Source organism: Parabacteroides hominis, assembly GCF_014287585.1.
Lineage (GTDB): Bacteria > Bacteroidota > Bacteroidia > Bacteroidales > Tannerellaceae > Parabacteroides > Parabacteroides hominis.
Genome location: NZ_JACOOJ010000008.1, coordinates 130,010 through 143,468 on the forward strand (window position 1 = coordinate 130,010; position 13,459 = coordinate 143,468).

Here is a 13,459-nt window from a genome sequence, read left to right on the forward strand (position 1 = left end):
ATTAAAATTATAAAATATTCTTCGGGGATTGCTACGTTTTCTTTCATAAATCGGACGCAGACAAGGCAGAATCCACAAACTTCTCCAGATACTCGCTGGGCTGCATGCCGAATTCCTTCTTGAAACAGACACTAAAATACTTCGGGTCGTTAAAACCGACAGCATAAGCCAGTTCGGAAACGCGGATATGCTTCTTCTCCTCCATGATCCGGCAGGCTGCCTTCAGGCGGATATTCCGGATAAAGGCGGAAGAGTTGAGCCCGGTAAGCGATTTCAGCTTGCGGTAGAGGGTGGATTTGCTCGTACCCATTTCATCGAGGAATACTTGCTGGTCGAAGTCGGGGTCCGAGAGGTGGCGGTTGACACAATCGATCGCCTGCTGTAGGAAATTCTCGTCGAGGCTCGTATAGTTGAGTTCGTTTGTCTCGAACACCAACTGTTTCTTAAAGTCACCCGACACACGTTCCTTCTGCTTCAACAAATTATTGATACGGGCATGGAGCACGCTCAGGTTGAAAGGCTTCGTTATAAAGCCGTCCGCACCGGCGTCATACGCCTCCGCCCGGTCTTCCTCCCGGTTCTTTGCCGTCAGCAGGACGATAGGGATATGGCTGGTTTCAAGACTGCCTTTCATCTGTTTGCAGAACTCGATCCCGTCCATTTCGGGCATCATAATGTCGGAGACGATCAGGTCGATATCTTCCTGGCCGATAATCGCCATCCCCTCTTTTCCGGTGGTAGCGGTAAAGACCTTGTAGGTCGGACTCATCAGGCGGACCATCAGATGCAACAGGTCCTCATTATCCTCGATCAACAGCAGGGACCGGAGGTTGTCGGCCGGCTTTGCCGGTTCGGTTTCCGCTTCCTCCAAGACCGGGGCGGAAGCTGCCGGAGTTGAAGGGTACGGCATGCTTTCGTCGATTTCTTCCGGGAGATAATAGTCACGACCGATAGGGATTGTCACGGCAAAGGCGGAACCTTCGTCCTGTTTGCTCGACACCGTTATGTTTCCTTTGTGCAACTGTACCAGGTCTTTGGTCAGCGAAAGCCCGATACCCGTCCCGATCGTCTTGAACTTGCGGTAGTCGCCTTCGTAGAACCGCTTAAAAAGGTTCTTCACGGCCTCCGGCGAGAGCCCTTTTCCATTATCTTTTATGACGATCCCGGCTTTCCCCGGTTCAACGACCGACAGTTCCACGCGGACCATGCCGCCCGGCTCGTTGTATTTGGCGGCATTGGACAGGAGATTATACAAGATCTTGTCTACCTTGTCCGTGTCGAACCAGGCAGGCAACTGTTCGGGCCGGCAGACCAGGGAGAAGTCGATCTCCCTCTTCTTGATCAGCGGGCGGAAACTATCCACACTGTTGCGGACAAACGCAGCTAAGTCGCCGTGCGAAACCTTCAACTTCAGGTTGCCGGTCTCCGCCTTCCTGAATTCCAATATCTGCTGGAGCAGGCGGATCAGGCGGTTGATATTGTTTGTCATGACCTGATAGTGCTCCCCGTTCTGCGGGCTGACCCTCTTCAACTCGTCCACCGCAGCCGACAGGATGGTGAGCGGGGTCAACAACTCATGCGTGATATTCGTAAAGAACTGCAATTTGGAATGGTTCACCTCCTCGGCCTTCGCCTGTTCGAGGCTTCTCAGGTGCAAGGCGTTCTGCATCTCGATCCGGTAATGCACGATCCGGTAGGCGATATACGCCAGGAGGCACAGCAAAAGGGCATAGCCGGCATAGGCCCACCCCGACTTCCAGGGCGGCGGCAGAATCACGACCGACAGATGCCTGACAGCCCGGTTCCACGTCCCGTTGGAATTGGTCGATTTGAGCAGGAAGCCGTAAGTCCCCGGCTTCAGGTTATTGTAATAGGCAAAAGGATGCGAAGCATCGGCATACTGCCAGCCGGCATCGAAACCTTCCAGTTTATAAGCATATTTGATCTGCCGGGGGTTGGAGAAACTCAGGGCGGCAAACTCGATGCTGAAGTTATTCTTACGGTAGTCCAGCCGGATGCGTTCCGTAAAATCGGGGGCCAGCCGGGATATCTCCTCCTTCTCCTTCGCGTCGAGCAAAGACCAGGAACGATTGTATATTTTGATGTCCGTAATCCGAACCGGCGGGAATGTCTCTTCGTCCGTCATCCGGTCGGGGAAAAAGCTGTTGTAGCCCCTGTAACCTCCAAAGAACATCTCGCCGTTGGTATCGGCAAAAGCCGTGTTCCGGTAAAAGATGTTATCCTGCAAGCCGTCGGAAACGGTGTACAGGCGGTAGGTCGCGTCCGAAAGATTGTCCGTGATACGGACTTTCATCAGACCTACGTTCGTACCCATCCAAAGGTTCCCCTGCCGGTCCTCCCGGATACTGAATATGGCGTCGCCGGGCAAATTGGCAAGTTTGTGCACCGGTATAAACTGGTCCTGCCCCGGATCATAGAGGTTAAGCCCCCCTCCTTCCGTCCCCGCCCAAAGGCGTTTGCGGCTGTCGATAAAGAGAGAGAGGACGGAAATGCTGTTCAGCTTATCTTCGTCGAGGGAATAACGTTCGAACGACATTTCGTCCGGCCGCGACAGGTCGCCGGTAATCCTGATCACCCCGCCGTTATTCGTTCCGGTCCAGATTTGCCCTTGCGAATCCTGCACGATAGCCTGATAGGCATAGGCATTGACAGAAGTGCCGTCCAGCTTCAAGGAATCGAACCGGACACCCTCGCCGTTTGCCATAAGGACGCATATGCCGTTGCGGGAACCGAACCAGGTATTCCGTTCCCGGTCTTCACAAATCGAATAGATGCACTGGTTAGGCAGCCAAGGGGCCGAGTCGTAGTCAAGCAACTGCGCCTGCTCGCCGGCAGGCAGCGACCGGTCGTAGGAAACGACTCCCCAGTCATACGTCCCCAGCCAAACCTTATCCGATGTAGGAGACTGGACGATCGTATTGATCGTAGGCAGGCGGCCTAACTTCCTGAACTCAGGCAAGTCCAGGTTATGGGTATAACTCCCGGTCGCACGGTCATGTACAAAGAACCCCCAGCTCCCTAAGCCGATCCAAAGCAGCCCTTCCCTGTCCACCATCAGACTGCGGACAGAGGGGTTCGTAAGCAGCGGGTTATCGATCGCCTCCAACCGGTCCAGCCTAAACTCCGGTTTGCGGGTAATGACCGTGTTCACCCCTCCCCCGAACAATCCGAGCCACATCATCCCTTCGTCGTCCCGGAATACGGAATTGACATCATTATAATATACGGACTTATCCGAATTGTCCGGACAGTAGTTCCGGAACAGGCCGTTCTCTTCGTCGTAAAGCACGCTCAACCCGCCACGGGTCCCGACCCAAAGAGTCCCCGTATTCCGGTCCTCCTCCATATCGTAGACGATATCATAGCAAAGGCTGTTCGGGTCGTTGTCGTCATGCCGGAACTGCCTCCAGGCCAAACGCTCCGGCTCATAGGGATTCTCAAGCAGGAACAGGCCGTAGCCCCACGAGGCGATCCAGATACGCTGCTTGCTGTCCTCGAATATATCGAAAGCGGAGTTCAACTCGTTCAACGCCGGATAGCCGTACACCTCGTCCTTCTGCTCGTCGTACCGGTAGAAACCGTCAGACCAGGTTCCGATCCACAGGTTCCGTCCGGAATCTTCCACCAAAGCCTTGACAGCCCCCTTCACGATACCGGGCTTGAAGGCGACGCAGGAATCCTGTCCGGGAAGATATTCGAATACACCCGTTTCCGTACCGATAAACACGCGGTCGGAAGAGGTGACCAACAAACGGTCCACTATGCTGCGCTGCAACCCCGAACAGGTGATTTTCCGTATCTGCCCGGTCGTCTTATCCAGCACGTTCACCCCGTCGTAGGTCGCAATCCACAAGTTATGGCGGTTGTCGTCCGTGACACAGTTGATGGTATTGTTGCTCAACAGGCCGGGCGTATGCAGGTTCGATTTGAAAGTCCTGATCTGATAACCGTCATAGAGGCACAGCCCGCTATTGGTGGCGATCCAGATATACCCGTCTTTGTCCTGGAACACCTGGCGCACTTCGTCCGTCGGAAGTCCGTTTTCTACCGATATATGCTCGAAATGCAAAGCGGGGAAAGGATTATCCGATCCATACGAACGGGGAATGACAAAGGATAACAAAGCCATAACCCATAGACGTATCGACATCGTACCAGACATAGTGTTTTTGTTGTGTTTCCGGCAAAAATAAAGAAAGTTTCCGATTTATCTCTCCCAAGCATTCACGATTTCCGCCACATAGACGTTATGCAGGTTCCCGGCCATTGCGCTGTACCACTTTTCGTATAAGGCGGGATCGACAAAATGGTCCTTATCCATCTTAGTCACGTAAAGGGTTTTGCATTCAAGCGTCAGGCGCGATTCCTCGAAACAAGGGTTACCCAGGCCGGTAAAGCAGGGCGTCAAACCGGTTGCAGCCACCTTGTCGATGTCCCGTCCCGACTTCGAACCGCAAATCTTGTGGGCGGCCTTATGCTCTTCCCCCAAGAAGGAAAGCGTGAAAGCGCCCTTCGCATCGACAAACTCGCGGGTATAACGTTCCGGACGGATAAAGACGAACACTACCGGCTTGTTCCACAGGAAACCTGCGCCTCCCCAGCTTGCCGTCATCATGTTGAACTTGTCCTTGTCGCCGGCGCTTACCAGCATCCACTCTTTTCCTATGATCTCGATAAAATTGTCTTTGATCAGACTCGGTTCTATTGCCTTCATAATTTCATACCTTATTTATAATCTCCCAAAGATACAGAAATATTTATTTGCGTGAGTGCTGAATTTAAATATTCCCCTATTGCATATAAAACTATTCCGGTGCCATACTATTCTTTGATTTCCGCCGGTGATTATGTAATCGGCGTCGCTGATTATATAATCACCGGCGGAAATTTTATAATCAGCGACGCCGATTACAGAATAATAGCCGGGAGAGCGATAAAGATATGGCATATAAAGATATATTTTGGTGCGGCCATCCGGATATTCTTGTCCATACAAAATATTTTCTTTAGGTTTGTATCTTATTATTCACGTAATTATCAAGACGATAAACTGCCAAAATGGAAATACTGAACAACTGGATCAGCGGGATTAACGATATCCTATGGTCGTATGTTTTAATTATCATGCTGTTGGGATGCGCCGTCTGGTTCACCCTCAAAACCCGTTTCGTCCAGTTCCGTATGTTGCGGGAGATGATACGCGTACTCGGCGACTCCGCCAACAAAGCCCATGAGGGCGAAAAACATATCTCATCCTTCCAGGCGTTCGCCGTATCGCTCGCCAGCCGTGTCGGGACAGGCAACCTGGCCGGGGTAGCCACAGCCATCGCCGTAGGAGGTCCGGGAGCGGTGTTCTGGATGTGGATCATCGCCCTTTTAGGTTCGGCCAGCGCATTTGTCGAGTCTACGCTCGCACAGCTTTACAAACGGAGAGGGAAGGACTCCTTCATCGGAGGGCCGGCCTACTATATGCGGTACGGGTTGGGGCTGAGCTGGATGGGCATATTGTTCGCCATCCTGATCTCCGTCACCTTCGGTTTCGCGTTCAACTCGGTACAGAGCAACACGATCTGCGAGGCCATGCAAGGCTCGTTCGGTTTCGATCCGAAGATCGTAGGTGCGGTACTGACGGTACTGACGCTTGCCGTTATCTTCGGGGGAATCCAGCGGATAGCCAAAGTCAGCAGCGTGATCGTCCCCATGATGGCATTGGGGTACGTGGCGCTCGCATTGGGGATCGTACTGTTCAACATCACGGAACTGCCGGCTGTCATCAAACTGATCGTAGGCAACGCTTTCGGCTGGGAACAGGCGGTAGGCGGCACGGTCGGCGCCGCCCTGATGCAGGGGATCAAGCGCGGCCTGTTCAGCAACGAGGCCGGCATGGGTTCGGCTCCGAACGTAGCGGCTACGGCATCCGTCACACATCCGGTCAAACAGGGGTTGATCCAGACCTTGGGCGTTTTCACCGACACCCTGCTGATCTGTACCTGCACGGCTTTTATCATCCTGTTCAGCGGGGCGCCGTTGGACGGTTCGGTAAACGGGGTGCAACTGACACAGCATGCCCTGACGCTCGAAGTGGGAAAAGCCGGAGGGATATTCGTAGCCGTAGCGATCTTTCTGTTCGCTTTCAGCAGCATTATCGGGAACTACTATTACGGGGAGGCGAACATCCGTTTCATCACGCCGAAGAAAAGCGTGCTCTACATCTACCGCCTGTTAGTCGGCGGCATGGTGATGTTCGGCGCGTTGGCAAGCCTGGAACTTGCCTGGAGCCTGGCGGATATCACGATGGCTTTCATGACGATCTGCAACCTGGTCGCCATCTCGTTGCTGAGCAAACAGGCATTCTTGCTGCTACACGATTACATTATGCAGAAACGTAGCGGGATCAAGAGTCCGGTATTCGATAAAAACAAGCTGCCGGAACTGAAGGACAAGGCGGAATGCTGGTAAACGCTTCTTATTGATAGATCAGACTGAACAACCGTTCAGGTGCAAAGACTTCGTTGGCGACCTCCCGTATCTCTCCGGCGGTCAGCTTTTCCACCTTGGCAAAGACTTCCGGCAGGGTGTCGTAGCGGTTATAATGGAGGAAGCTCTTTCCCAAGCCTAAGAACAGGCCTTCCCGGTTATCGCCTGAGACGCCCAACTGCCCGATCACCTGCTTCTTGGCCGCCGCCAACTGGGTTGCGGTCAGTTTCACATCGCGCAGCTTCGCCAGTTCCTTATGAACGAGCCTGATCGCCTTCTCCTTGTTCTTCGGATCGGTCCCGAAATAGATGCTTGCCAGTCCCGTATCGGTATAAGAGGTCACGTTCGATTCGACGTTATAGACAAGCCCGTTCTTTTCGCGGAGAGAGACATTCAAACGGTTGTTCATGCCCGGACCTCCCAAGAGGTTGTTCAGCAGGAACAGCGGCAGGCGTTTCTCGTCGTGCATGCTGTATGCGCGTCCTCCGATCAGCACATGCGCCTGATGGGTGTCTTTGTGTATCTGCCGGCTGGCGGGAAGGATCTCGCCGGGCGCCGTCCGGTTACGCGCCGCCATCGGGAAAGCGATATCCGACAGGGTGCTTTCCGCCATCTGCACGATCTTCCTGAACGGAATCCGGCCCATCGAGAAGAACACCATGTTTTCGGGGGCATAGAACCGCCTCATAAACGACTTGCCGGACTCGCTGCCGAAACCGAGCAGCGACTGCTCGTCCCCCAAGATGTTATGTCCCAGCGCATGGCCGTCGAACAGCAAATTCTCGAACTCATCGAAGATCAGTTCCGAAGGGCTGTCCTCATACGAATTGATTTCGTCCAGGATCACATCCACCTCCTTCTCGATCTCCTGCTCCGGGAACTGCGAATGGAACACCAGGTCGGCCAGCAGTTCGAAAGCCCGCCGGAAATGTTCTTCCATAAAGATGGAATAGACGAAAGTCTCCTCCTTCGTGGTATAGGCGTTCAGCTCCCCTCCCACATTCTCCATCCGGTTCAGGATATGCCAGGATTTACGCTTTTCCGTCCCTTTGAATATCATGTGTTCGACAAAGTGGGCCAAGCCGAACTCGTCCGCCTCCTCATCCCGTGTCCCGGCATTCACGGCAAAACCGCAGTACGACACCGGGGAAGCAGCAGGAAGATGTACGACACGCAAACCGTTCGGTAAAATATGTGAGAAGTAATCTTTTTCCATGTATCCATTCATTAGAGGGCACAAAAGTACAATAAATATTTGTTTACAGACTTTTTTTAACTACCTTAGCCGTCAAATTAAAACTCCTTTACTATGGAATTACGAACGTTTTCCTCCCGATTTTATGTTCCAACTAACCACTGACGAATGGTCTGTCTTGATATCACAATTTGTGACATCAAGTTGGGGTGGAACCCGGAAACGTCCCTTTGCATTTACAGAACAAGGTGTCGCCATGTTATCAGGACTGTTGAAGAGCGATATCGCAATAGAGGTGAATATTTCAATCATGCGTGCTTTCGTCGCCATGCGCCAATACCTGCTCAACTCTACTCCCTCGCCCCTGCTCAAAGAACTAAAAGACCGGATCGAGGCGTTAGAAGATATCACAGAAGAAAATGAAGAAAAATTTGACGAGATCTACCTCGCCCTGGCGCAACTGGCACAGAAAAACAAACAGAACAACAAACCCCGTAATCCAATAGGATTTGTCAAACCCCAATAAATTTTTAATGACCAAATCCTATCGGGCAGTCCGTACACTGCCCCCACAAGAACTACCGTATTTTAAACCTTCCTTCTGATTTTGATATTCCACTTTGGAATATCAAGTTGGAGGGGATGAAATCCGGAAAGCTACAAAAATATAGGTCATTCCATGTGCAGGTATCATTAAAATAGATACTTTTGTACTTTGTTAAGTTCATAACACTATATAGAATCATTTTAAAAGCTATGATAAACGAAGCAATCTCGTCTATTCTGCAACAAGAAGCTGAAGCAGTACGCAATATTCCGATAACCAGCGGCTATGAAGAGGCTGTGACGCTCATTGTGAAACATGTGCACGAACTCGGTGGAAACCTGATCACCAGCGGTATGGGCAAAGCCGGGCAGATCGCCATGAACATCGCGACCACCTTCTGTTCGACCGGCACGCCCGCCTACTTCCTGCATCCCAGCGAAGCGCAGCATGGCGACCTCGGCATTGTCCGCAAAAACGATATCATGTTGCTCATCTCCAATTCAGGCAAGACACGCGAACTGCTCGAACTGGTGGAGTTGACGCGCGGCCTCGTGCCGGAGATGCAGTTTATCGTTATCACCGGCAACCCCGACAGCCCGTTAGCAGCCGAAGCGACGATCTGCCTGCCGACCGGTGCGCCGAAAGAAGTCTGCCCCTTAGGCCTCACCCCTACCACCTCGACCACGGTCATGACGGTGATAGGCGACCTGTTGGTAGTCGGGACCATGAAACGCATCAACTTCAGTTACCCCGACTATGCCAAACGGCATCACGGCGGTTACTTAGGTTCGAAAAGCCGCGAACAGTGTAAAACCGGAAACAAATAAACAACATGAGGAAGGTAATCGGCATCGGAGAAACCATTCTCGACATCATCTTCAGGAACAACCGGCCCCATACGGCAGTGCCCGGCGGATCGACCTTCAACGGCCTCGTCTCGTTAGGGCGCCTCGGAGTGCCCGTCTCCTTCATCAGCGAGGTAGGCAACGACCGCGTCGGCGACATCATCCGCGACTTCATGGCGGAAAACAACCTTTCCACCCGCTACGTCGACCGCTTCCCGGACGGCAAAAGCCCGATCTCGCTCGCGTTCCTGGACGACGACAGCAATGCCAACTACACCTTCTACAAGGATTATCCGAAGCAACGCCTCGACGTGCCCCTGCCGGAGATCAACGAAGACGACATCTTCATCTACGGCTCCTACTATTCGCTGAACCCCGCGCTCAGGGAGCGGATGGTGGAGTTCCTCGACTATGCACGCCAGCGCAAGGCGATCCTCTATTACGATCCGAATTTCCGCAAGGCGCACGCCCAAGAAGCGATACGCCTCACCCCGACGTTGCTCGAAAACTTCGAATATGCCGATATCATACGCGGCTCGGACGAAGACTTCCTCAACATCTTCGGGGAGGCCGACAGTGAAAAGGTCTACACCGGCCATATCCGTTTCTACTGCGACCGCTTCATCACCACCCACGGCTCCGGAGGCGTGAACCTCTACCACGGCGACCGGCGACGCCATTTCGACTCGCCCGCCATCCGACCGGTCAGCACGATCGGGGCCGGCGACAATTTCAATGCAGGCGTCCTCTACGGTCTGTTAAAATATAATGTACGCCACCGCGACCTCGCCACCCTCCCCGAGGAGACGTGGGCGAACATCATCCGGTGCGGGATCGATCTGGCCACCGAGGTTTGCCGCAGCTACGACAATTACATTTCTAAAGAATTTGCGACCTCCTACCTCTCTCAGTCTTAAATATCATTAACCAGGGAGATAAAGGGGTATAAAGACACATGTTTTTCACTATCTTTGTTTTGCATGAGTAGTAGAAGTATGATATTGAAACGGATTCTTTTTTTGTTCACCAGTGTGACCTTATTAACAGGGTGCAGCTCCGGCAGAGCACCTGAAATTCGCGCCATCTGCCTGCGCGACGACATCGGCAACTATATTATCAAGTGGGAAACGGACCCCCATACCGACGGGATGATGAAACTTTATGTTTCCGACACCCCCAACTCCTTCGACATGTCGCAACCGTGCAGCTATGCCGACATCAACGACGGGCGGGTGACCTACATCACGAACGACAACATCACACACAAATACTTTCTCCTGTCGTTCAACGACAAATATTTCCGTACCGTCGGCGCCCGCTCGGTACAGATGGACAGCATCCAGAACCTGCGCGACATAGGAGGCTATTTCAGCGAACACGGGAACCGCATGACCGGCTGGGGCAAGATATTCCGTTCGGGCGAGCTCAAGTCGCTCAGCCGCAACGACACCATCCGGCTGGACAACCTGAAGATCAAAACAGTCATCGACCTGCGGGGAGAAGACGAGGTAGCCCTCGCCCCGGAAAAATATACAGGAGCAAACATCATCTCCATCCCGATCCCGGTAAAAGGCAAAGACCAGATCGCCCGGCGCCTGGAAGAAGGGCGCATACGCAAAGGTGACGGGCTCGTGTACATGCAGGATACATACATCAGCTACGTGACAGACGACAGCGAACAGTTCGGCAAGGCCCTGAAAGTCTTCCTCGACAAGGACAACTACCCGATCCTCGTGAACTGCTCGATGGGGAAAGACCGCGCCGGCTTCCTGACGGCCATGCTGCTGACGGCCCTCGACGTGCCGCAAGAAACGATCATGAAGGACTATATGGCTTCCAACAACCACATAGACCTGCGCCACCTTGCCTATATGGCACGCAATCTCAATACGGATGCCCAGGAAACCATCACCGTACTGCTCGGTGCAAACGAGACATGGCTGGACCTGGCCTTCCATAAAATAAAGAAAGAATACGGTTCGACCGACAAATATCTGTCGAAAGGGCTGCATCTTACGGAAAAAGAGCGCGATACATTAAAAGATATCATACTAAACTAACCGGTATCCGAATTATTTGCGTACCTTTGTCCCCACTCTGAATTTATTATATATACATATATCACATTTTGAAAACATTTGAAGAATTAGGAGTTGCCGCACCAATACTGAAGGCAATCCAAGAAATGGGCTACGAATCGCCCATGCCGGTACAGGAGGAAGTGATTCCTTTCCTACTGGGAGACGACAACGACGTAATTGCATTAGCACAGACAGGTACAGGAAAAACAGCCGCCTTCGGCCTCCCGATCCTGCAAAAAATTGATGTGACTACATACCAACCCCAAGCACTCGTACTTTGTCCCACCCGCGAGCTATGTCTACAGATCGCCGACGACCTGAACGACTACTCCAAGTATATCGACAACCTGAAGGTCCTCCCGGTCTACGGAGGTTCCAGCATCGAGAGCCAGATCAAGACGCTGAAACGCGGGGTGCACGTGGTCGTGGCCACTCCGGGACGCCTCCTGGACCTGATGAACCGCAAGACGGTAGACCTCAGCCTGGTGAAGAACGTCATCATGGACGAAGCGGACGAGATGCTCAACATGGGCTTCACCGACAGCATCAACGCGATCCTCGCCGAAGTGCCGGAAAACCGCAACATGCTGCTCTTCTCGGCCACCATGCCGAAAGAGATCGCCAATATCACGAAGAAGTACATGAAGAACCCGAAGGAGATCGTGATCGGCAACAAGAACGAAGGCAACAAGAACATCCGCGACATCTATTATATGGTACAGGCACGCGACAAGTACCTGGCCCTGAAACGCATCGCCGACTTCTACCCGAACATCTACGGCATCGTCTTCTGCCGCACCCGCAAGGAGACGCAGGAGATCGCCGACAAACTGATACAGGACGGCTACAACGCCGACTCGCTGCACGGCGAACTGAGCCAGGCGCAGCGCGACTACGTGATGCAGAAGTTCCGCGTCAAGAACATACAGCTCTTGGTCGCCACCGACGTGGCTGCCCGCGGCCTGGACGTGGACGACCTGACACACGTGATCAACTACGGCCTGCCCGACGAAGTGGAATCCTACACGCACCGACGTGGACGTACGGGCCGTGCCGGAAAGACGGGTATCTCCATCTCGATCTGCCACGTGAAGGAAAAGGGCAAGATACGCGAGATCGAACGGATCATCAACAAGAAATTCGAGAAAGGCGAAATGCCTACCGGACATGCGATCTGCGAAAAGCAGCTTTTCAACCTCGTAGACCAGATCGAAAAGGTGAAGGTGGACGAGGAAGAAATCGCTTCCCTGATGCCCCAAATCTACCGCAAGTTGGAGTGGCTGGACAAGGAAGACATCATCAAACGGGTCGTTTCGCTCGAATTCAACCGTATGATCGACTACTACAAGGATGCCGACGAGATCCAGCAAGTGGACGAACGTTCCTCCCGCGGCGAACGGGGCGAACGCCGTGCGTATGCGTCCGAAGAGGGCTATTCCCGCTTCTTCCTCAACTTCGGCAAAGCCGACGGCCTCTATCCGAACCAACTGATCGAACTGGTCAACAAATGTGTGCCGGGCAAGGTGCGCATCGGCAAGATCGACCTGCGCGACAACTTCTCTTTCTTCGAAGTGGAAGAGGGTGAAGCCCAGCGTGTGATGGACAGCATGAACGGGTTCGAAGTGGACGGACGACGCATCTCCGTCGAACCTGCACAGGGCAAGAAGGGCGAAGGTGACGGCAAAGGACGTGGCGGCAAACGAAGCTATGGCCGGAACGAAGGCGGCTACAAGGGCAAACGAGACGGAGGCAAAGAGGGCGGACGCCGGGGTGGCGACCGTTCGGACCGCACCTACCGCAAAGACGAACGCGACAACGACCGCCCGTGGAAACGGACAGCCGCCGCACGCGACGCACGCAAGAAAAGACGTTTCTGATCCCTCCCCACGCTAACAAAAGCAGGAGACAGCAGCATACATCAGCAACCCCCAGCCGGCAACGACGGGGAGTTGCTGTTTTTGTTTCCGCCTCTCCCCATATCCCCGTACCCCGAGAGTGTCAACAGGGCTCCCAAACACCCCAACACGACCTCCGAACGGCCCTCCCACAAGGCCAGCAGCCCCAATACCATCAGGTACAAGCGAAGGCAATGCGGGTTGCACAATCGCCGGAAACATTTCCCGGCCGCCAGGCGCAGGCGGAACCGGCTCGCTCTCCTCTTCCTTTCCATCCGGACGCTTCTTTTTAAAGTTCAACAAAAAGCCTAACAAGGCTCTGATAAATGCAAGGATTTGTCTTAATTTATTCATGACTGATGATTTGATGATTCATTATTTCTTTCATTCCGGGGGAT

The 13,459-nt window shown here is 53.2% G+C and carries 10 protein-coding genes; 6 read left to right on the forward strand and 4 right to left on the reverse strand.

From position 1 onward, the window contains the following. Positions 1-43: 43 nt before the first annotated feature. Together H8S65_RS06840 and H8S65_RS06845 are read right to left on the reverse strand one after the other, a co-directional pair. On the reverse strand, positions 44-4,183 hold the full coding sequence (locus H8S65_RS06840) for a hybrid sensor histidine kinase/response regulator transcription factor (protein WP_186929247.1): 4,140 nt from the start codon (positions 4,181-4,183) through the stop codon (positions 44-46). A 45-nt stretch (positions 4,184-4,228) separates the two neighbouring features. Continuing rightward, positions 4,229-4,735, reverse strand: coding sequence for a flavin reductase family protein (locus H8S65_RS06845; RefSeq protein ID WP_186929248.1), 507 nt, complete (start codon positions 4,733-4,735; stop codon positions 4,229-4,231). A 344-nt stretch (positions 4,736-5,079) separates the two neighbouring features. Between H8S65_RS06845 and H8S65_RS06850 the strand changes: the two genes are divergently transcribed. Beyond that, positions 5,080-6,480, forward strand: coding sequence for an alanine/glycine:cation symporter family protein (locus H8S65_RS06850; protein ID WP_186929249.1), 1,401 nt, complete (start codon positions 5,080-5,082; stop codon positions 6,478-6,480). Between the two features lie 7 nt (positions 6,481-6,487). On the opposite strand, the gene H8S65_RS06855 is transcribed toward H8S65_RS06850, so the two are convergent. Next, a complete protein-coding gene (locus H8S65_RS06855) occupies positions 6,488-7,714 on the reverse strand; it encodes a M16 family metallopeptidase (protein ID WP_186929250.1) in 1,227 nt (408 codons plus the stop codon). Here H8S65_RS06855 and H8S65_RS06860 point away from each other — a divergent pair. The 5 genes from H8S65_RS06860 to H8S65_RS06880 all read left to right on the forward strand — a co-directional run bounded on the left by H8S65_RS06860 (position 7,713) and on the right by H8S65_RS06880 (position 13,043). Further along, entirely contained in the window at positions 7,713-8,219 is a 507-nt protein-coding gene (locus H8S65_RS06860) for an ORF6N domain-containing protein (protein ID WP_222616251.1), read from the forward strand. The genes H8S65_RS06855 and H8S65_RS06860 overlap by 2 nt on opposite strands. 230 nt (positions 8,220-8,449) lie before the next feature. Continuing rightward, positions 8,450-9,067: an SIS domain-containing protein gene (locus tag H8S65_RS06865; RefSeq protein WP_186929251.1), complete on the forward strand. Its 618-nt coding sequence runs from the start codon at positions 8,450-8,452 to the stop codon at positions 9,065-9,067. A 5-nt stretch (positions 9,068-9,072) separates the two neighbouring features. Further along, a complete protein-coding gene (locus tag H8S65_RS06870) occupies positions 9,073-10,002 on the forward strand; it encodes a carbohydrate kinase family protein (RefSeq protein WP_186929252.1) in 930 nt (309 codons plus the stop codon). A 78-nt stretch (positions 10,003-10,080) separates the two neighbouring features. Further along, positions 10,081-11,145 carry a tyrosine-protein phosphatase gene (locus tag H8S65_RS06875; protein ID WP_186929273.1) on the forward strand — a complete coding sequence of 355 codons (1,065 nt, stop codon included), beginning with the start codon at positions 10,081-10,083 and terminating at the stop codon, positions 11,143-11,145. Between the two features lie 125 nt (positions 11,146-11,270). Then, complete coding sequence (locus H8S65_RS06880) at positions 11,271-13,043, forward strand: DEAD/DEAH box helicase (RefSeq protein WP_186929274.1); 1,773 nt, start codon at positions 11,271-11,273, stop codon at positions 13,041-13,043. A gap of 41 nt (positions 13,044-13,084) precedes the next feature. Here H8S65_RS06880 and H8S65_RS06885 read toward each other — a convergent pair whose 3' ends face one another. Continuing rightward, complete coding sequence (locus H8S65_RS06885) at positions 13,085-13,336, reverse strand: hypothetical protein (RefSeq protein ID WP_255489058.1); 252 nt, start codon at positions 13,334-13,336, stop codon at positions 13,085-13,087. Between the last annotated feature and the right edge of the window lie 123 nt (positions 13,337-13,459).